This window comes from Blautia faecicola (assembly GCF_004123145.1).
Classification (GTDB): Bacteria; Bacillota; Clostridia; order Lachnospirales; family Lachnospiraceae; genus Oliverpabstia; species Oliverpabstia faecicola.
Map to the genome: position 1 here is coordinate 3,495,565 of NZ_SDKC01000001.1, position 20,981 is coordinate 3,516,545.

Genomic DNA, 20,981 nt, shown 5'->3' on the forward strand with positions numbered 1-20,981 from the left:
TCCCTTTCATGAACCGGTATAAATATCTCTCCGGCTGTTTTTCCATCTTTTTAACACAACAAGACATACAATCATTCCTGTCGCAGCGCAAAAACACCAGACCATCTCTGTCCCTGTCCAGCCTGCTTTTTCTGCAGTCCATCCGAACAGAACACTTGCCACAGCACTGCCAAGATAAGTAACCGCATTCAATATGCCAGACACGGTCGCCACCTTTCCTTCTTTTTGAAAATGAATTGGCAACAAACTGATAAATACGGTATTGACCGCTGTCATCATACTTGTCACAACTGCAAATACAGCAACCGTTCCATAAACAGAACTTCCGATTCCTGTTATCATAGTTACAAGAAATAAAAAGGCAATCGCATATCCGGCAGCGGCTGTTCCCGTTTCATTTTTAAAAATTTTTCGGTTTGTATAATCTGCAAGATACACCCCTGACAGATTCACAATCGGAAGTATCGTCGTCAGCAATACCGAAAAAGATGGTGCAATGAGAAAACGTTCTGTCAGGTACGTTGGAATCCAGGTTGTCAGTCCGTCTTTTAAAACTCCATGAATAAACGTAGCCACTCCTATCCACAGAATACCGGAAGCGAGGATTCTCTTTCCGGCTTCTTCTCTCTCCTGCTGTTCCTGCGGTTTTGCTGTCCTTACAGCTTTCCTGTGTATGAAACCAGCTCTCTGTTCCATTTTCAGGATGGACAGAAACCAGAAAACAGCCACTGCAAGAAGCCAGATTGCAGCAAACCAGAAACTATACTGCCATCCCTTTTTCTCTAACATAACCGCACTGAACAGATACGCACTCAGCATCCCGACCGGGCTGGTAAATGATAACGCCAGGACAATCGATACGGTCTGTTTTCCATGTGTCATATCTGCAACCAGTCTCGCCATCGGCGGCCATACAAGTGCCTGACAGAGTCCGTTGATAAACCAGATCACCTGCATTCCTTTGATACTTTCTACAAAAGGAAAGGCGGCGTTTGCCAACGCCGCCCCCACCAGTCCCAGCATGACCAGTTTCCTTCCGGAAAAATGATCTCCCAGAACGCCACTGGGAAACTGTCCCAGTCCATATGCAAGGTAAAATGCCGCCGCAACACTTCCCAACTGTGTTTTTCCCCAGATACCGGTCTGAGCCATTTCGCTCATACTGGCTGAAAAATTCAGTCTTCCCAGATAGATCGAGAAATATGTAACCCAACACACGACTCCAAAAAATATCACACTTCCCTTATCACTCAGCCCGGTCTTCTCCAATACTTTTTGTTTTTGCATATAGCTTTCCCCTGCAATCTATTTCTACTGTGCTGCCCAGTATTCGTCTAGTGCCTGCTGTGCGATCTCTGCTGCTTCGTCCAATGCTTCTTTTGCCGGAACATTTTCAATCTCGATCAGATCACATGCATCTGACAACGCCTGTTCCACTTTACCTGTCGGATCGACCCATTTTTTACGACCGATCTCCGCCTGTTCGATCGGAATCAGCGCCTGTGGATTTTCCTCAAGATATGCTTTATACTCTTCATCCTCTTTTACAGAACTGCGAACCGGTACATATCCTGTTTTCATGGAAAATTCTTTTGTTCCCACTGTGTTCAGATAAGTCAGCCATTTAAAGGCAGCCTGTTTTTCCTCTTCCGGAGCCTTCTTTACGATTGCCATCGCAATTGGGTCTACATACGGATTTGGCTCATGATCATTAAATCCAGGCTGTACATGTGCCGCAATAATATCAAAATCCAGATCTCCCTGATCTCCACTGGATCCGACATAACCGCCTGCGCGTCCCTGCATTACATCATCAATGGTTTTATACCAATACTCCCATCCATCTCCACCGAAATGAATACCCATGATTTTTTCTTCGTTGATCCACTGACGTGCTGTCTCCAGCGCCTCAACAAATTTGTCGCTGTTAAACGTAACGGTTTTTCCGTCCTCACTTACAATCGAAGCTCCGTTACTGTATGCCATATCCATCAGACAGTCCATACCGGACATCGGTTCGAATCCAAAGAAATCATCTACATCTGAATAATGTTCCTGAAGTTTGCGCGCTGCGTCAGCTACATTCTGCCAGGTTGCAAAGACTTCGTCCGGATCCAGTCCCACTTCTTCAAACATATCTTTCCGGTAATAAACTACCTGGGTAGTACCCCATGCCGGAAGACTGTATACATGTCCCTCATCATCCCGGCAGTAATCCAGGAATGCATCAATGATATCATCCTTGTCAAAGTCCGGATCTGCAGCAATATAATCATCCAGATACTCCACAACGCCTTTTTCCGCAAAGGTCGTTGCTGTCTGATGGGTTCCGAGATAACATGCCGGCACTTCACCGGAGGCAACTGCTGCCTGCAGCATCTTTGAAGTCTCATCATAACTGGACTGTACGACTCCTTTTACAACCACTTCATCCTGTGATGCATTGAATTCTGCAATTGTCTCTTCCATGGTCTCTCCAAGTATTCCGCCCAGACCATACCAGAATTCGATTTCTACCGCTCCGTTTGTTCCTTCGTTTCCATTGTCTGTTTTGGCAGATGAATTTCCCCCTTCACCGGATCCGCCGCAACCCGCTGTAGTTACCAGTGTCACCATTGCCAGTAGCATTGCCATTTTTTTCCTCATCCTTTTTCCTCCTTACATCGTTTATTCTTTCACTGCTGCATCATTGGTAATTCCATTCAGGATCCAACGCTGCCCAATCAGAAACAGTAATAACAGCGGGAATACGATAACACAGCACGCCGCCATGATCGTTCCCCATTTCAGACCATACGCACCTTCTGAAGTAAAGAAAGACTGTAATCCCATACTTACCAGATACTGCGTCTTATTATGTAACAACAGTGACGGCCACAGATAACTGTTGTAGCATCCCAGGAAAGAAAGCAGTCCAAGTGTCACAAAAGAAGATGCCGACATCGGTGCAACCACCCACCACAGAATCTTCCAGTGCCCCGCTCCATCGATTCTTGCAGCTTCTACAATTCCCGGATTAATCTGAGTAAATGTTGTTCTTAAAAAGAAGATATTAAAAATACTCGCACAGCTCGACACCACATATCCCGCATGAGAATTCATGAGTCCCATTTTCGACAGGATTACATAAGACGGTACATACGTTGTTGTAGCCGGCATGATATAAGTCACCATGATCAGTGTGATCAGCAGTTTTTTCCAGCGAAACCGGATATGTGTCAGCGCATAAGCGAACATTGCTGAGTTAAACAGGACCACTACGGTAATAATAATCGCCGTGTAGGCACTGTTCCACATATATCGTAAAAAGGTTCCATCTGCCAGAGCATCCGCATAATTCCCCCACTGTGCGATCGCCGGTAACACTTTCGGCGGCACAGCCCAGATCTCATCTTTTGTTTTTATGGAGTTTGTAAACATCCACAAGAAGGGGAATGCAATAATGAAGCTGATACATATCAGTGCAAGATGCACTGCAAAATTTTTTATTTTTTTTCTTCCCTGCATCCTGATTCCCCCTTTAATTATAAAATACTGTCTTCTTGGATACTTCGGTTTCTATAAGAGATAATACAACCGTAATCAATACCAGCACAATTGCAACCGCAGATGCTTTTCCGGTATTAAAGTTACGAAATGCCTCCTGATAGTAATAATACAACAAAGTTCTCGTAGCTCCGGCAGGTCCTCCCTGTGTCAGCACCTGGATCTGGTCATATGCCTGAAGTGAACTGATGGTTGACATAATAACCAGGAAAAATGTAGTAGGAGAAATCATTGGAATAATAATTTTCCAGAATCTCCAGAAACTGTTTGCTCCGTCGATTGCTGCCGCTTCCAGCAGATTCTGCGGAACTTTCCGGATGGCTTCCATATAGAAGATCATCGTCCATCCTATGGACTTCCACACTGTCACGATCAAAACACTCAGCATAGCTGTCTCACTGCTCTGTGTCCACTGAGAACCCGGTAATCCAAACAGTTCCAATACAAAGTTCAGAATACCAACACGCGGTTCAAAGATCCAAGACCATACAACACTGACCGCTACCATCGGCGTGATATAGGGAGCAAATATTACCGTTCGATAGATTCCGGTTCCTCTTCTCGCCCCATTCATTGCCAGTGCTACCAGAAGTCCGATCACAATAGATGGCACGGTACTTCCCAGCGCAAATACCAGTGTGTTCCAGAGTACTTTTCCAAAGTTCGGATCTTTTAACAAACTGGTATAATTCTTCAACCCCATAAAGTGAATATTTTCTGACATCATATCCCAGTCTGTAAAGCTAAGCCCTCCGGACCAGATGATCGGTATGATCCAGAACACCAGTAACGGTATCATTGCCGGCAGGATAAAAAGAAAACCCATCATATTTTCTTTTCGCGAATATTTTTCTTTTACAGCTCGTTTTTTTCCTTTTCCCATGAATCCCTTCACTTCCTTCCTCCATTTGTTACAGAAATTATATCATTTCCTTCCTTTCATCTACATATCCCAGTTTGCCATTCCCTATCATTTTTTGTCATTTTGCACATAGAATCGTTCTTTTCACCATTTTTATGTGTTATAATAACCATATTCTATATATCTGACTTTTTGGAGGGATTTTTATGAATATTTTCCAGAACCGGAGCATGGTGCATAAAATATGTCTGATTTCTATTTTCTGTCTTACCATACCTTCCCTGCTTTTTTCTTTTTATCTGTATAAACGGCAGTCCAATGAATTCTATCGTCAGCTGTTAAAAGAGCAGAATCTTTCTATTGAACAGACCGCTAATTCTGTCAATTCTGTTTTGTACTCTATCAATGAATTGTCACATGATCTTGCATACAGTGATCCTCTGTTTACTTTTGTCTCCAGGCAGTATCGTGTCGGTCTTGAAAAATATCCGATCTGGGCAAAAAAACAATTAAATGAAGTAATCTCTTCGATAAAATATTCTCTGAAATTCCAAAATCTCGGGATCAGTGCAGCCAATATCTTTACCACACAGACCTCCGAACAGGAGGGCGATTACTTCTGGTCCTTCCATCGTCTGGCTGATCTTCCTTTTTTTCAGGAATTTGCAGTATCCGAACAGTTTTCTGCTTTGTACTATCTGAATCCGAAAGATACCAAAGCCTTTCATGAAGTCTGTGGTTACACCTCTGCCTCTGCAGACAAAGATATTATTCTGATTATTCAGAAGATTCTTAACTCTTCCTCCGATTTCTGTATGGGGTATCTGATTTTCGAATGTTCCCCGGCGAAAATCTTTCCATCCACATTTTCTTCTCAGAACGGAAATTATTTTGCCTGGTTTGAAACTTCTCACAGAAGTTACGGAAATATAAGTATTTCTGATACAGATAAATTACCGGAACATTCCCCCGATACTTCTGCTTTTTCTATTACCGTAGATCACCAGCAATACATCGGATGCTCATTGAAAAATTTTGATATTACAGTCTTCAGTACACAGCCTTTGCTTACAGATGCCTATAAGCTTCCTGCTTTCAGTCTTTCTCTGATACTGGCTGTATCCGCTCTGATTCAGCTTACAGTTCTGACCATTTTCATCCGAAAATCCTTTGATCAGCTGCACAAGGATCTGACGCTTATGGATAGGATCATCGTCGATGGATTTCACGAAAAAATCCCGGAAGTCCGCACTGATGAAATCGGTATGATTGCTCACCGATACAATATTCTGCTTGATAAGATCAATGCCCTGATTCAGGAAACCGTACAGAAAGAAACTGCTCAGTCACATGCGCAGCTGAAAGCACTGCAATATCAGATCAATCCGCATTTTATCTATAACACCCTCAGTGTTTTCTCCGGATACGCCTCGCAAAACGGACAGGATACCCTTGCAGAATCTATCGCTTCTTTCGGTCAGATTCTGCGTTATAATATTAAAAATGACAGTTTGTATGCTTCCATTGATTCCGAGTTACACTGTGCATACTCTCTGATCAATGTATACAATATCCGTTATTTTAATCAGATTCAACTCACCGTGGATGTTCCCCCGGCTCTGAAACAGTTTCGTATCATCAAATTCTTACTGCAACCGCTTTTGGAAAATTCCATCCTGCATGGTCTTGATCAGCCGGGTACTTCTCTGGATATTTTTCTTTCCATATGTCTTACGGATGACTTTCTTAATATCGAACTCTCTGACAACGGAAAAGGTATGTCCCCGGAACGTCTTGCAGAAGTTCTGAACTACATGCAGCATCCTTCCGAAGAACTTCCGGCTTCTTCCAAAGGTTCTTTTATCGGTCTTCAGAACATCTACCGGCGCCTGAAACTGTTTTACGGACAGTCTGCACAGCTTTATATCGAAAGTGAAGAACAGTGCGGAACTATGATCACCCTGCATTTTCCTGCGATTTTTTCAGAGACTGCCGGCAACCTGCAATCATAACACCACACAAAATATATCGAGGTGACAACATGGCTTTACATAATATTTTAATTGTTGATGATGAGTACTATATCTGTGAAGGGCTGCACAAAAAACTCGTTCAGCTGAACCATCCCTGCATCGGTGAAATACTCACCTGCTTTTCCGGTGAGGAAGCGATTTCCGTGTGCAAAACTTATAAACCACATATTATTTTTACAGATATCAAGATGAGCGGCATCAATGGAATTGAACTGATTCATGCTCTGCGGGAAACTCTCCATCCGGTTCAGTTCATTGTTCTCAGCGGATATGATGATTTTGAATATGTCCGTGGTGCGTTTCAAAATGGCGCTATCGACTATCTTCTGAAACCGGTTCTGAACGATGATCTGACACGGGTAGTCGCTGCCGCACTTTCCACACTGGACGCGAATTATCGGGATCCCGGAAAACAACGGGGAACTCTCTTTCAGTTTTCCGCCGATGTACTTCGAAAAATAGTTTCCCTGCCGATATCTGCTCCAGTTCCTGCTTCACTTATTACCAACATGGAGCAGATCGGTATCGGTCCGAATTGCTGTATCGCTCTTGTTGCTTCCCTGACACCATGGAATTCCGATGAAGCAACCGCGTATAGCAACCAGATTTACGACAATTTTCACCATGTACTGTGCAACACGATAGCAGAATCCAAACTTTGCATTCTCTGTGATGCAAAAGATTACGAATCGCTGCTGGCTTTTCTCTCTTCCTCTGTCAGCAGTTCTGCCACACTTGCCTGCAGTGTCACCGCAGCATATCCGGTCATGCAGGTTGCAGAGCTGTACCAGACAGCAGAAGAACTGCTCGCTCTGCGGCTTCTTTATGGCTATGGAAAAATTTTTACCACGATGGAACAGGGACACAGCGCGGAACTGTCCCCAAGATTAAAACATCTGGTCACACAGTTTCTGGAAAATCCTTCCTTAATCTCCGGCAATGCGCAGCGTACCACTTTTTACAGGGAAATAGAGAAATTATCTCTGCCGGATCTTCGGAATTTTTTTCAGTATTTTAATGAAATACTTAACCTGACCATTTTAAATTCCAACACCGGCAGAAAAAATTCTCCAAAAGTTTCTCTTTTTGACTTTGCCACCTACAGAGAACTGGAAGAATATTTTTATAACCGGCTAAATGAATATGCAAAAACAGCGATACACACCCGGCAGACCCTTGATTCCATGACTCTGATCCGAAATTACATAGATCTTCATTATATGGAAAATCTTACGCTGACGGATCTCGCCGACCGTTTCTTTATCAGTTATTCGTATCTGAGTAAGTCATTCCGAAAGACTTTTCATATGTCGTTTCAGGAATATTTGCGGATGCTCCGGATGGAACAGGCATTAACGCTTCTTAAAGATCCGGGACTTTCGATTCAGCAGATCGCTGCTCAGGTCGGATACGAAAATGCATTTAACTTTTCCCGTTCTTTCAAAGCACAGTATGGCGTCTCACCAAGCCATTTTCGCAATACCTGACCGGATCATATTCTGTATACAATCACGACCACCGGCTTGCCCTAACAAAAAGGAAACCGGGAAACTGAGAACAGTTTCCCGGTTTCCTTCACTGTAACATTACACTGACCACCGGTCAATTCACTATATTTGACAAAAAATTCACATTGTTTTTATGCAGAATCTCTTTTTCCTTTCAGATCTCTATCTGTAAACCGTCATAAGCCAGTTCCAGTCCCTCTGACGCCACAATCGATTCGTACCAGTCATGCGGCGGACACCAGTGTGGGGACAGATGCGTCAAAAGAAATCTACTATTCTCACGCAGGCACTTATTTTCCTTCAATCGGTCCCTTATCCGGATATTGTTCATCAGACACATATGTCCGCCATACTGTTCATTCAGTCCTGTAGTTCCTTCCATAATAACTGCATCGTACTGATATTCCTGTATCAATGCAAACTGATCCTCGTCATAACTTCCGGAATCCAGCGCATACAATAACGTTTTTCCATCTTTCTGAATGATATAACTGTGGGAAAATCCCCGTTGCGACCCATGATTTCCGCGAACCGGCAAGATTCTGTACCCATCCGTTTTCTCTTCCTTTCCCTCTCTGATCTCATGCAGATTTATTTTCAGTTCTTCCATGTCATCCAGACTTTTTCTGAGCGTTTCCATCACGAAAGAATTCCCGTAAATATTCAGCTGCGGGATATCGGTAAACCGTGGACCTCCATGTCTCATTTTTTCGACATAAGTAAGCGGCAGCAAGCTTTCGTCTGTATTTCTCCAGCGCAGATGCTGCGGATACAGATGATCTTCATGAGGATGTGTGACCAGAAGTGTCTTGAGCTTTGATAAATTCACTCCGAACCGGGCTGCATTATCAAAACACGATGGTCCCATATCGATCAGCAGCTCTTCGTCAATCACCATGCTGCTGTTTGTTCTCAGGTTTTTTCCTCTGTGTTTTCTTGCATAAGTACAATGAGGACATTCACACCAGTATCCCGGATATGTTTCCCCTGCTCCTGTTCCTAAAAATGTCAGTTTCATACACGTACCTCTTTTCCTTATTTTTTTTAATTATAAATCTCTTTTCTATCGTTTTACAACAAAATCCGTATATTCTTCCCTTCCCGGAACAAAACTCCTTCTCCCGACAGATTTTTAAATTCCCGCATCATGGCACTCCGGTCCACACACAGATATTCTGCTAATGTAGTATAAGATACCGGCAGTGTAAATACCTGCTTCTTTTTCTCTCCTCCCACTTCATTCAGATACGCCATAATTTTTTTCCGGATGCTGTTTCTGGATAAAACATAGATCCGGTTTGCCTGCTGGCTGGATCTCATGGCGATCAGCTGTAACAGATTACTGACCATCTGGCTGTGAAAGCTGCAGGCATTTTCACAGCGTTTGATCACGTGTTCATAATCGATAAACATCACCCTGGTTCTTGTTTTTGCACATACATAATAATGTTGGGACGGTTCCGGTAAAAGCAAGGGTTCTCCGAACACATCATCCTTTTTCAGTTCATCCATTAGATACTGACTGCCTTCTACATCATTTCCATAAAGAGATGCCTGCCCTTCCAGAATCAGACCGATTTTTTTCATCGTACTGGTATACTCCATGATAATCTCATTGTTCTGATATACTGCTTCCCGCATCTGAAAACAGACACGCATCCGTTCCTGCTCTTCCGGTAAAATATGGGAAAACAATGTCACTTTTTCCATACCGATTCCTCCCTTATATTTCTCTGATTGTTTCCTTTGCTTTTCTCTTCTTTTTTATCTATACACTTGTTTTGTTGCTTTTGCAACAGATTTTTCTGTTTTTTTCGGTTATACTATCTACAACAGAACATAGAAACTCTGGCACTCAGAGTTCGATAATTTTTTATCAAACGTAACTGTTCAGTACCTTCACAGTTACGAGCCAAAATGCATTTAAAATCACCTTCGGTGATGACATTTTGGCTTGTATGTCTCGGGATTTTGGCATATTCATGCCAAAACACCTCGCGGTACAGTGGCTACTGAATAGTTACTATCAAACTATAGTTTTTACAGGAGGATTTTTATGAGAATCACAGATACTATCAAATACGTAGGCGTCAACGATCACAAAGTGGATTTATTTGAAGGCCAGTACCCGGTAGCCAACGGTATGGCTTACAACTCTTACGTGATCCTCGATGAAAAGATCGCTGTCATGGACACCGTAGATGCAAACTTCACCCACGAATGGCTGGATAACCTGGAGCAGGTACTTGATGGCCGCAAACCGGACTACCTGATCGTGCAGCACATGGAACCGGATCATGCAGCCAACGTGGCTAATTTCCTGAAAGTTTACCCGGACACCACCGTTGTCGCCAACGTGAAGACCTTCCAGATGATCTACAACTTTTTCGGACTTTCTCTGGAGGGACAGAAGCTCGAAGTTACCAACGGCGGCACGTTAAGTCTTGGAAACCATCAGCTGACCTTTGTATTTGCTCCGATGGTACACTGGCCAGAAGTTATGGTAACTTACGACAGCACTGATAAAGTGCTCTTCTCCGCTGACGGCTTCGGCAAATTCGGTGCCCTGGATGTGGAAGAAGACTGGGATGACGAAGCCCGCAGATACTTCATCGGTATCGTAGGAAAATACGGCACACAGGTTCAGTCTCTCTTAAAAGTGGCAGCAACCCTCGATATCCGGATCATCTGCCCACTCCACGGACCGGTACTTTCAGAAGATCTCGGACATTATATCGGTCTGTATGACACCTGGTCCTCCTACACACCGGAAGAAGAAGGCATCGTGATCGCCTACACTTCCGTCTATGGTCATACGAAAAAAGCAGTCGATCTGCTGGCTGACAAATTAAGAAGCAAAGGCTGTCCGAAGGTTGTCGTATACGATCTGGCAAGAGACGATATGTCTCTGGCTCTCTCCGATGCTTTCCGCTACAGCAAACTGATCCTTGCCACCACAACCTACAACGCAAGCATCTATCCGTTTATGCACGACTATATCTCCCGTCTGGTGGAACACAACTTCCAGAACCGCACGGTAGGTCTGATCGAGAACGGTTCCTGGGCGCCTCTCGCTGCCAAAGTGATGCGCGAGATGATGGCAAAATGTAAAAAGATCAACTGGCTCGATACCACCGTAAAGATCCTCTCCGCCATCAATCAGGACAATCAGGATCAGCTGGAAGCCATGGCAGATGAACTGTGCAAAGAGTACATTGCCCAGAACGATATCCTTGCCAATAAAAATGACCTGACCGCACTGTTCCGGATCGGTTACGGCCTGTATGTGGTAACTTCTAACGACGGTAAGAAGGATAACGGTCTGATCGTAAACACCGTCATCCAGCTGACCGATACTCCGAACCGTGTAGCAGTTAATATCAACAAAGCAAACTATTCACACCATGTCATCAAACAGACCGGTATGTTAAATGTCAACTGTCTGTCCACGGAAGCACCGTTCTCCGTCTTCCAGCAGTTCGGCTTCCAGACCGGAAGAAGCGTGGATAAATTCGCCGGTCAGACCGTGCACCGTTCCGACAACGGACTGGTCTTCCTGGATAAATACATCAATGCCTTTATGTCTCTCAAAGTAGAAGACTATGTGGATCTCGGTACACACGGCATGTTTATCTGCAGCGTGACCGAAGCCCGCGTGATGAGCAACCAGGACACCATGACCTACACCTACTACCAGAACAATGTGAAACCGAAACCGGAAACCGAAGGAAAGAAAGGATTTGTCTGCAAAGTCTGCGGCTATATCTACGAGGGTGATGAACTTCCGGCAGACTACATCTGCCCGCTTTGCAAACACGGAGCTGCTGATTTTGAGCCGATCGGATAAATAACAAAAATAAGAAGTTTATAGAGTTTTTACCCCGAATATGATACACTCAAGGAAATAGAATTTTACCTGTATTTTACATTAGATAAGAAAGGCATACTATGAAAAAGACCGTAAAGAAAATTTTTAAAGTACTTGGTATCGTACTCGGGGTAATTTTACTGGCTCTGATTGCTTATATCATCTATCTCTACGCCAGCTACCATCGCATCGAAGACAATCTGGTTCTGGAAGTGGAACCTGCCCCTGACGCCGGAGAGGATCTGGAGGGACTGACTTCCGGAGCGCGTCCGGCATCTGCTTCCGCGTTGTATAATTCGTCCCTGACTACCGGACAGGAATATTCCGCACTGACCTACAACCTCGGTTTCGGTGCGTACACACCGGATTTCAGCTTCTTCATGGACGGCGGCAAATCCTCCTGGGCAAAAAGCAAAGAAAGCGTACAGGATACGATCCAGGGCGCCGGTGAACTGATTGCCTCCTACGATCCGGATTTTGCTCTTCTTCAGGAAGTGGATCTTGATTCCACCAGAAGTTATCACGTAAACGAATATTCGATCTTAAAAGACTGTCTGAGTTCCTATAATTCTGTCTTCGCACAGAACTATGACTCCGCATTTCTTTTCTATCCGTTTACACAGCCACACGGAAGCAGCAAATCAGGGCTTGCCCTGTTTTCCAGATATCAGGTGACCGATTCTCTTCGGAGAAGTTTCCCGGTGTCTACATCCTTCAGTAAGTTCTTTGATCTGGACCGCTGCTACAGCATCTCCAGAGTTCCGGTGGATAACGGAAAAGAACTGGTGATTTTTGAACTCCACATGTCCGCTTATGGCAACAGCGACGCGATCCGCGAAGGACAGATCTCGATGCTTGCCGAAGACATGCAGAAAGAACATGAAGCAGGTAATTACGTCCTGTGCGGCGGCGACTTCAACCATGATCTGAAAGCCTCCGAGGACGATTCCGAAGACCGTGAATCCTGGGCATACCCCTTCCCGAGAGCCAGCCTTCCTGACCACTTTTCTTTCTGCATCGATCAGCTGACGGACGAGGAACGGGATTCCCTGTGGGACAGCGCCAGAAACGCTGACATGGAATATGTGCCGGGTGAAACGTATACCGTAACACTGGATGGATTTATTATCTCAGACAATATCGAATGCGTCTCCTACGACAACATCAACACCGGATACACCTATTCGGATCATGATCCGGTATATCTCGAATTCACATTAAAATAATATAAGGCAAAAATATAAGGGAACAGACCTGTACAACGATCTGTTCCCTTATATTTTTACTCAGAAATCTCTCCGGCAATCGTATCCTCGATCACCCACAGGCTTCTTATCCTTCAAAAACTATCCTTTATCCGCTGACACATCCTAGCCCTTTTTCTTTTTCATATAAAGCCAGACGCAAATCACCACGAAAGCCACCGTAACAGCTGCCAGAAGCGGCCATACGGTGATCGGACAGACGCTTTCACTGATCAGGTTCAGTGCCTGATAGGCTGTGTAGATACCGAAAATTGCAAAGATCACAAATGCCAGCGTATTTAACAGTCCATCCGGAGTCTTGCTCTTTAACAGATATCCCACCAGCATACCAAGAATGTCCGCTAAAAAAAGTCCCAGAGAGCATCCGATCCATACGATAAACGCAGCCCCCATCCCTTCATTGGCACCAAAGGTAATGGCTGTCAGCTGTGTTTTATCTCCCAGCTCTGCTACAAAGAACGTACAGAACACTGCCAGAGGAGCAAATTTGATCTTGCTCTTTCCGCCCTCTTCTTCCTCTTCATCCTCGTCTCCTGCAAGCGTCGATGCCGCAAAATAAAGGAAGGCAAAAGCTGCAACAATCTTAATCAGCCATTCCGGGATAAATTCGCTGACCAGTCCGCCCGCCAATACCGCAAGACCATTCAGCACCAGGATCGCTGCCGCCGTTCCCATGATAATATCTTTTAACTTATACTTGGAAGTCAGCGCGATCAGCATCAGCTGCGTCTTGTCACCCATTTCCGCGATAAATTCCGTGAAAAATACCTTTAAAAATAATAACATGTTCTCCCTCTCTGTGATTCAATAATTGTTTTTAATTATTATCTGATCACAATATAAATCGCATACGCCACATAAAGTGCGATCATACAGAACCCTTCCACTTTTCCGATCCGTTTTTTTGTCGCCGCAAAGATCCACACACATACGGTAAATACAATCAGCACACACAGATCGATGATATTTTCTCTGATGAGCGTAATCGGGCTGATCGCAGATGCGATACCGAGAACCATCAGAATGTTAAATATATTGGATCCCACTGCGTTTCCAAGTGCCATATCTACTTCGTTCTTTTTCGCTGCAACGATTGAAGTTACCAGTTCCGGCAGAGAAGTTCCGATGGAAACGATCGTAAGTCCGATCAGCGTCTGACTCATCCCAAGATCACCGGCAATTCTTGCTGCCGCATCAACAGTAACATCTCCACCAATGGCAATAGCAACCGCACCTCCAACGATAAAAAGAATACTTAACGGCATGGATATCAGCCTGATCTCTTCGTCCGAACCACCTTCAATCTCCACTTGTTTTCCTTCTTTACTGGCTTTCATCGCTGTACGGATCATATAGAAAATATAACCGGCAAAGCATCCCAGAAAGATTACGCCATCCAGATGCCCCAGTATCATCGAAGATGTATCTCCGATTCCGGCGATTCCAAAGAGCAATAACATACCGGCACAGATCAGTGAAAACGGGATGTCTCTTCGAATCGTCTCTTTTGCCACATTGACTGTAGCCAGCACTCCGCAGACACCAATAACCACCATCAGATTAAAGATATTGGAACCTACGACATTGCTCACAGCAAGTTCATTATTTCCTGTAAGAGAAGCCGACACACTGACCGCCGTCTCCGGAAGCGACGTTCCCATCGCCACGATCGTAAGTCCGATGATGATTGCCGGCACATGCAAACGCTTTGCCACACTTGAACTTCCCTCCACAAAATAATCCGCTCCTTTGATCAACAGCACAAACCCAATCACAAGTGCAACCAGAACCAGCGCAAATGGAGCATTGTTAATAAAGTTTTCCATAGTTTCCTCCTTTTTTCTCTCCATGAGTTTCCGTCATCCCAACATCTTTTCCTGTCTTCCAGCAGCTTACAGCACTCTGCTGGTTGGTACAGATACGACGTCGACCCGCTGCCCGCGTAAAAAAAGACTCATGTATATCTTCACCCCGGACAAAACTTCTTATTCCGAAGCAAAGATATACATGAGTCTCATTATTTAAGATTTGCCAGATTGTACTCTGTACTACAATCAGAATGTTGACAAACCACACTTTCGCGCTAACTACTCCCTCATGGAATATTTAATTACTTGATAAATAATATCAAATACGGTGGTGTGTGTCAACGAAAAAAGCACAAAAACTCTCCGTCCTGTATATTTCCTCTTTTCATCCATCCGTTGCACAATATATGTTAATGTTTCGTATATTTTTTCTAAATACCATTTATATTTTTTACACTTTTTCGTGCATTTTCCCCGTTTTTCTGCTATAATAATACTTACTGCTTATTAACGCTACTTATATTTGGAGGCTTTTACACATGAAAAAAAACAACGCTGTTCAAACAGCACCGAAGCATTCCATGCTCGCCAATCAGGCTCCTGTCCCCCAGAAAAGTAAAGTCTCCTCACAGATGACTCTGTCTGACTCTATTTTATCCGGAGCAGTTGTAGAATTCCGAAAAGCCGGTTACCGATTTATGCGGCACTTGCATACGAATATTGAGATTTACCGGATTCTTTCCGGCGAATGTTATATGGACATTCAGTCAGAGACTCTTCATTGCACAGAAGGAGATTTTATTATGATTCTCCCGGATGTGGTACATTCCTTTTATCTGAATGATACCTCCGACTGTGAATTTCAGCACATTCATTTCAATCCGGATATGTTCTCAACGATTATCCTTGAAAATGACGGGATCTTTCCGATCACGCTTCTTCATGCTGTGTTGTTTTCTTCCCATTTTTATTACCGGCTCAACTCTGATGAACGAATTGATGAACAGATCCGGAAACTGATCGATCTGCACACTTCTTCTGACAGTCTGTTTGCGGCTGCCAATATTAATGTGTCTCTGATGAACCTGATGCTTTATATTCTTGATCATACAGAACCCGTGCACGAGTATGCAAAACCACAGCTGCAAAACAGTTATGTGGCTTACGCGCTGAATTATATTCAGGAGCATTACACAACAAAGATCCTGCAGGAAGATATTGCACAGCAGTTACAGATTTCTGTACGATATCTGAGCAAGATTTTTAAGAGCTATATGGGTGTCACACTCTCCAACTACATTACGATCTACCGTGTCAACCGCTCCATCGCACTGATGCAGAGTACCGATCTGACACTGACGGAGATCGCTTTGCAGGTTGGATTCCGGGACTCTCAGCAGTATTCCAAGGTCTTTATGAGTGTCATCAATGCAACACCATCGCAATACAGAAAAGCTATTTTAAAATAAACGAAAAAGGGGCATCGCACTTCGTGCGATGCCCTGTTTTTATTTCCGACTAAATCTTAGTCTTCTTTTTTCCGTTTTCCTGCAACACCGGCTGCCGCTGCAATTGCGGATGCTGCCAGTGCAAATCCCCAACCTGCTACATTTGTTGTATCTCCTGTTTTCACAGCTGTTGTGGAAGTGCCTGTCTTTGTGCTGCCCACACCTGTACTGCCTGTATTTGTACGGCCTGTACCTGTGCTGTTTCCTTTTGTTGTCGTGCTATTATTGTTCTTGGATGTATCGGAAGGAGTCGTAGTCTGATTGTTATCTTTCTTTGTATCATCCTTCTTTTCATCATCTTTCTTGCTGTCGTCTGCTTTCTTTTCTTCAAGAGCACTCAGAGCTTCTTTGATGGCTTTATTTGCCTCATTTACCTGCTCCTGTGTAGCATCTTCCGCATTCAGCACACCTGCATACTGTTTATAAACATCCTGCAGTTTCTTCAGAGAATCCTCTGTGTACTTGTCTGTTGCTGCCAGTGCGGTATCTGCTTTTGCTACGTTCTCTTTCAGTGCTGTCTTATCTACAACAATTGGTTCCGGATTCGGATCCGGATCTACGGTTTCTTTTTCTGTTGTAAAGGTAACGGCTTCTGATGGTTCAGACTCATTTCCGGCTGCATCTACTGCTGTCACGGTTACGGTGTATTCGGTTCCTTCGGTAAGTCCGGTCAGATCATAGGTAGGATCTGCTACCAGGGATGCATTTACTTTTGTACCTTTTACATATACATTATATCCGGCTACTTCTACATTGTCGGTAGATGCTTCCCAGGCGATCGTTGCTTTTGTATAAGTAATTTCAGATGCTTTTACATTGGCTGGTACGGTCGGTGCTTCGGTGTCCGCCGGTTCCTCTGTTTTCAGTGTTGTAAATGTCACTGCTTCGGATCTTACGGACTCATTTTTCTCTGCATCTACTGCTGTTACGGTCACCGTATATTCGGTTTCCTCAGTAAGTCCGGTCAGATCATACTCGGTTCCGGTTACCAGTTCTTCATTTACCTTTGTTTCGTTTACATATACGTTGTATCCAACAACGCCTACATTGTCACTTGCTTCATCCCATGCAACTTTTGCTGTTGTCTCGGTAACATCAGAAGTTCTTACATTTGCAGGTACTGTCGGTGCCTCGGTATCCTTCGGATCTTCCGTTTTCAATGTTGTAAAGGTTGCTGCCTCGGATCTTACAGATTCATTTTCCGATGTATCTACAGCTGTTACCATTACGGTGTACTCTGTTTCTTCGGTAAGTCCGGTCAGATCATAGGTTGTTCCGGTTACAGGTACTGCATTTACTTTTGTATCGTTTACATATACATTGTATCCGGCCACTTCTACATTATCGGTAGATGCTTCCCAGCTAACGGTTGCTCTTGTCTCGGTAATGTCTGTTACGGTTACACCAGACGGTACGGTCGGTGCTTCCATATCTTTTGCTTTTTCTGTTGTAAAGGTTGCTGCCTCGGATCTTGCAGATTCATTTCCGGCTGCATCCACTGCTGTTACCGTTACGGTATACTCAGTTTCTTCAGCAAGTCCGGTCAGATCATACTCGGTTCCGGTTACCAGTTCATCATTTACTTTGTTTTCATTTACATATACGTTGTATCCAACAACACCTACATTGTCACTTGCTTCATCCCATGTAACTTTTGCTGTTGTCTCGGTAACATCTGTAGCTGTTACTGCTGCCGGAGCTGTCGGTGCTTCGGTGTCTGCTGCAGCTTTATCTACATAACTGATAATCGGAGTTACATGAACAGATGGTTTGGTTGGATTGCTGTTGCTCTTTGTTGTCACGCGGATCACATCACCCTGGCTAACTTCGATTCCATCAAAGCTCTTCCAGTCTGTTGCCTGTACCCGGCTGTTTGTAAGTGTTACACTCTGTAATTCGGTATCGTTTAACAGAAGACTTAAGGTAACCGTTCCACCTGAGTTTCCATTCTGACGAAGATATGGCTCATCATCTTTTATATTGAAAGATACTGTTCCGCTCTTCGGTACTCTGTATGCCATTGCGGTTGTGATACTTGTATTCGGCGGTGCGGAAAGTAATCCGTGTACAGTTGTGTCAGTCGTTGACACAGTACCCTGTTGTCCATCAATACCAGGACCATAATAGGTATTTACACACCAGTTTGGCCATCCGTCTCTGTCGACCTCTGTCATATTTGCCCAGCTGCCGGTTCCGTTCTTCATCTGACCAAACCACACATTTCCCTGCTGTCCGTTCACATAGTCCAGAGTCCAGTTATATGTATTTTTCTGTCCGATGGTATAATCGTTGGTTGTTCCGTCTTCCGCAGTGATGCGAAGTGTCATTCCGGCTGCTACTGCATCCTTATCTGCCAGTTCTGTTCCACCATTGAGTACAGAAACGGTTGCGGTATCCGCTACTGTGATATTGTTTTTCATTTCCTTTACAGTTGTCGGATTTTTATCGGTATAAGGAACGTTCATGGTTGTTCCCTTTACTTCATAGTAACTGTCTTTCAGTTCTTTGTCAGAGCTTGCAATTACTGTATAAATAACATCTTCCATACCTTCATAAGAAAGAACAATCGTTGCTCCTCCTTTTACAATATCGGAATCACCAAGAACAGTCTCGCCATTCTTAATGGTAACCTTAACTCCTACATCAACAATAACATTCTTCAGGAATTCTGCTACGGTTGTATTTTTCGGAAGGTCACTTACTTTTGTTCCGGAGATTGTATATACATTGGATCTCAGCACAAGTGCTGTCACTGCATCGCTTTCTGCTGCTCCGATTTCCGGTACTGCTGTGATGGCATGACCAAAGAAGTCATGATCGATCGTATAACCGTTCTTGTCAACGATCACTTTACCTGCATTGATAGCCGGAGAATTCTCCGCCAGTTTGTATCCGTCAAATACGGTAGAAGCGGTTGGATCTTCGTGACGTCTTGCCTGTTTGTCGGCAGCTGCTGCGCTTGGACCTGATCCTGCATCCACAAGTACATCCGTTCCTGCATCTACTTTCACTGCTGCCTCATCGTTCGGATAAGAGCTTACATTGTAGTATAAGTTATTGCTGTAAGTCTTGTTTCCACTGATATTCCAGTTGCTTACAGTAGCCGGTGTGCTGCCCTCAAAATAGAAAATATTATTTTCAATGGTAACCGGACCGCCATTGCCGTGTGTGTAGTGCCAGATGGTATTGATACCTTCTTTGATATAGAATGTATTGTTGTAAACCTGGCAGTTTCCGGAGTTGCCCGCCGGATCCAGAGGTCCCATATCTTCATTCTGGCTGATATTGTAACGGAATGTGTTGTTAATGGACTCCCAGCCACAGAACATAATGGTACTTGCTGTATTTCCATGGCTGTAGTTGTACTGATAGTTTGTTCCATCACCATAATCCGCATCCCACGGCTGTCCGTCTCCATTACCATTGGAAGCATTCAGTGTTGCAAAACATTCGTTGTACTGGAAAATTGCATTTTTACATTTCCATGGCCAGATACCTGCTGCTACTCGTCCTGCCCCAACACCCTGTTTGCCGGTTTCGTTGCCATTTGCATCCAGTCTCGGCTGCTGCTGGGAGTAATCTGTGGTATTGATCTGCTCCGCTGCATTCTCTGATACATTATACTGAACCAGCGGTCTGTCAAGGTACATCGTTGTGATCGCATCTCCACCCACATGGTTCAGATAGTTGTTCTCGATAACCACGTTGGAGGAACCGTATTTTGCCATGACATCATCTGACAGGGAAGCGGTTGTAAATTTGCTCCACTGATAGGTGTATCCAACGGCAATTCCCCAACGGTTTACCGTATCAAGGGAACAGTTCTTGATCTGCACATCATTGTATTTTGCAATTCCGGTTGCACTCTCATCGGTTGGTTTTTCAACGATGAAGTAAATACCTCCGTTTGTCATATGTTTGTTATAAACGTTACCTGTCACATCATGGATATACAAATCATTCAACACGATGTGATCTACCGTTCCGTTGTCTTTCGCAACGCCGGCAACACCGGTTCTGTCCATCGCATACGCATCGTTATATGCTTTGTCTTTTTCGGTATCGGTGGTACTCTTTCTGTCATTGGTCAGTTCCAGACCGTCGATCTCGATATACTCGGTATCTTCAATTAAAATACTGGAAGATACGGTACCTTTCCATTTGTGGTTCTGGTTATCCAGCGGGTTTCCGTAGTTCAGTTCCCACTGACCGTGACCATTGGTGTTGATCTGTGGTCTATTTCCTTCTCCGTATGTGGATACTTTTACCGGTGCTTCTGCACTACCACTGTCCTCTTTTGTAAAGACAAGTGCCTGATCTTCAAATACCGATCCCTTTTTCAGGAGTACCGTATCACCCGGTTCCAGATCCAGTTCATTCACTTTATCCAGTGTCTGAAACGCCTTGCTCTCTGATGTTCCGTCATTGTTGTCATTTCCGCCTTTGGAATCAACGTAATACGTTGTTCCTGTACCGTCTGTTCCCGCTGCCTGAACAGGAACTGCCGGCATCATTGATGCAACTGTTGTTCCTGCAAGCAGAAGAGCCAGCGTTCCGCTCATCCATTTTTTCTTCATACCTTT

At 44.2% G+C, this 20,981-nt stretch carries 14 protein-coding genes; 5 read left to right on the plus strand and 9 right to left on the minus strand.

Translation table 11 applies throughout. From position 1 onward, the window contains the following. Positions 1-6: 6 nt before the first annotated feature. From ETP43_RS15735 to ETP43_RS15750, 4 genes are read right to left on the minus strand one after another with little or no spacing between them, the layout of a single operon-like run. The gene (locus ETP43_RS15735; RefSeq protein ID WP_118635049.1) at positions 7-1,287 is read right to left on the minus strand and encodes an MFS transporter; all 1,281 of its coding nucleotides are present in this window, start codon (positions 1,285-1,287) and stop codon (positions 7-9) included. 24 nt (positions 1,288-1,311) lie between these two features. Further along, a complete protein-coding gene (locus ETP43_RS15740) occupies positions 1,312-2,646 on the minus strand; it encodes an ABC transporter substrate-binding protein (RefSeq protein ID WP_129259239.1) in 1,335 nt (444 codons plus the stop codon). Between the two features lie 21 nt (positions 2,647-2,667). Beyond that, on the minus strand, positions 2,668-3,507 hold the full coding sequence (locus ETP43_RS15745) for a carbohydrate ABC transporter permease (protein ID WP_129259241.1): 840 nt from the start codon (positions 3,505-3,507) through the stop codon (positions 2,668-2,670). Between the two features lie 13 nt (positions 3,508-3,520). After that, a complete protein-coding gene (locus ETP43_RS15750) occupies positions 3,521-4,429 on the minus strand; it encodes a carbohydrate ABC transporter permease (protein ID WP_181951955.1) in 909 nt (302 codons plus the stop codon). Between the two features lie 185 nt (positions 4,430-4,614). On the opposite strand from ETP43_RS15750, the gene ETP43_RS15755 reads away from it, so the two are divergent. Both ETP43_RS15755 and ETP43_RS15760 read left to right on the plus strand, forming a co-directional pair. After that, a complete protein-coding gene (locus tag ETP43_RS15755) occupies positions 4,615-6,420 on the plus strand; it encodes a sensor histidine kinase (protein WP_129259244.1) in 1,806 nt (601 codons plus the stop codon). A gap of 29 nt (positions 6,421-6,449) precedes the next feature. Then, positions 6,450-7,928 (plus strand): response regulator transcription factor, encoded by a 1,479-nt coding sequence (locus ETP43_RS15760; RefSeq protein ID WP_118635046.1) that lies wholly within the window; start codon positions 6,450-6,452, stop codon positions 7,926-7,928. Positions 7,929-8,103: 175 nt separating this feature from the next. On the opposite strand, the gene ETP43_RS15765 is transcribed toward ETP43_RS15760, so the two are convergent. Together ETP43_RS15765 and ETP43_RS15770 are read right to left on the minus strand one after the other, a co-directional pair. Next, a complete protein-coding gene (locus tag ETP43_RS15765; protein ID WP_118618961.1) occupies positions 8,104-8,967 on the minus strand; it encodes an MBL fold metallo-hydrolase in 864 nt (287 codons plus the stop codon). A gap of 53 nt (positions 8,968-9,020) precedes the next feature. Further along, positions 9,021-9,659: a Crp/Fnr family transcriptional regulator gene (locus ETP43_RS15770; protein WP_129259246.1), complete on the minus strand. Its 639-nt coding sequence runs from the start codon at positions 9,657-9,659 to the stop codon at positions 9,021-9,023. A 346-nt stretch (positions 9,660-10,005) separates the two neighbouring features. On the opposite strand from ETP43_RS15770, the gene ETP43_RS15775 reads away from it, so the two are divergent. Further along, positions 10,006-11,796, plus strand: a complete 1,791-nt coding sequence (locus ETP43_RS15775; RefSeq protein ID WP_129259248.1) for a flavin reductase — start codon at positions 10,006-10,008, stop codon at positions 11,794-11,796. A gap of 101 nt (positions 11,797-11,897) precedes the next feature. Then, a complete protein-coding gene (locus ETP43_RS15780) occupies positions 11,898-13,043 on the plus strand; it encodes an endonuclease/exonuclease/phosphatase family protein (RefSeq protein WP_129259250.1) in 1,146 nt (381 codons plus the stop codon). 144 nt (positions 13,044-13,187) lie between these two features. Here ETP43_RS15780 and ETP43_RS15785 read toward each other — a convergent pair whose 3' ends face one another. Together ETP43_RS15785 and ETP43_RS15790 are read right to left on the minus strand one after the other, a co-directional pair. After that, complete coding sequence (locus ETP43_RS15785; protein WP_129259252.1) at positions 13,188-13,868, minus strand: TMEM165/GDT1 family protein; 681 nt, start codon at positions 13,866-13,868, stop codon at positions 13,188-13,190. Between the two features lie 38 nt (positions 13,869-13,906). Further along, on the minus strand, positions 13,907-14,908 hold the full coding sequence (locus tag ETP43_RS15790; RefSeq protein WP_022172671.1) for a calcium/sodium antiporter: 1,002 nt from the start codon (positions 14,906-14,908) through the stop codon (positions 13,907-13,909). A 521-nt stretch (positions 14,909-15,429) separates the two neighbouring features. On the opposite strand from ETP43_RS15790, the gene ETP43_RS15795 reads away from it, so the two are divergent. After that, positions 15,430-16,359: a helix-turn-helix transcriptional regulator gene (locus ETP43_RS15795; protein WP_129259254.1), complete on the plus strand. Its 930-nt coding sequence runs from the start codon at positions 15,430-15,432 to the stop codon at positions 16,357-16,359. Between the two features lie 56 nt (positions 16,360-16,415). On the opposite strand, the gene ETP43_RS15800 is transcribed toward ETP43_RS15795, so the two are convergent. Then, complete coding sequence (locus ETP43_RS15800; RefSeq protein WP_129259256.1) at positions 16,416-20,975, minus strand: fibronectin type III domain-containing protein; 4,560 nt, start codon at positions 20,973-20,975, stop codon at positions 16,416-16,418. Positions 20,976-20,981 lie beyond the last annotated feature (6 nt).

Bases quoted from the DNA above. Each gene is read 5' to 3' on its own strand.
- ETP43_RS15735 (WP_118635049.1), bottom strand. From the start codon at position 1,287: ATGCAAAAACAAAAAGTATTGGAGAAGACCGGGCTGAGTGATAAGGGA.
- ETP43_RS15740 (WP_129259239.1), bottom strand. From the start codon at position 2,646: ATGAGGAAAAAAATGGCAATGCTACTGGCAATGGTGACACTGGTAACT.
- ETP43_RS15745 (WP_129259241.1), bottom strand. From the start codon at position 3,507: ATGCAGGGAAGAAAAAAAATAAAAAATTTTGCAGTGCATCTTGCACTG.
- ETP43_RS15750 (WP_181951955.1), bottom strand. From the start codon at position 4,429: ATGGGAAAAGGAAAAAAACGAGCTGTAAAAGAAAAATATTCGCGAAAA.
- ETP43_RS15755 (WP_129259244.1), top strand. From the start codon at position 4,615: ATGAATATTTTCCAGAACCGGAGCATGGTGCATAAAATATGTCTGATT.
- ETP43_RS15760 (WP_118635046.1), top strand. From the start codon at position 6,450: ATGGCTTTACATAATATTTTAATTGTTGATGATGAGTACTATATCTGT.
- ETP43_RS15765 (WP_118618961.1), bottom strand. From the start codon at position 8,967: ATGAAACTGACATTTTTAGGAACAGGAGCAGGGGAAACATATCCGGGA.
- ETP43_RS15770 (WP_129259246.1), bottom strand. From the start codon at position 9,659: ATGGAAAAAGTGACATTGTTTTCCCATATTTTACCGGAAGAGCAGGAA.
- ETP43_RS15775 (WP_129259248.1), top strand. From the start codon at position 10,006: ATGAGAATCACAGATACTATCAAATACGTAGGCGTCAACGATCACAAA.
- ETP43_RS15780 (WP_129259250.1), top strand. From the start codon at position 11,898: ATGAAAAAGACCGTAAAGAAAATTTTTAAAGTACTTGGTATCGTACTC.
- ETP43_RS15785 (WP_129259252.1), bottom strand. From the start codon at position 13,868: ATGTTATTATTTTTAAAGGTATTTTTCACGGAATTTATCGCGGAAATG.
- ETP43_RS15790 (WP_022172671.1), bottom strand. From the start codon at position 14,908: ATGGAAAACTTTATTAACAATGCTCCATTTGCGCTGGTTCTGGTTGCA.
- ETP43_RS15795 (WP_129259254.1), top strand. From the start codon at position 15,430: ATGAAAAAAAACAACGCTGTTCAAACAGCACCGAAGCATTCCATGCTC.
- ETP43_RS15800 (WP_129259256.1), bottom strand. From the start codon at position 20,975: ATGAAGAAAAAATGGATGAGCGGAACGCTGGCTCTTCTGCTTGCAGGA.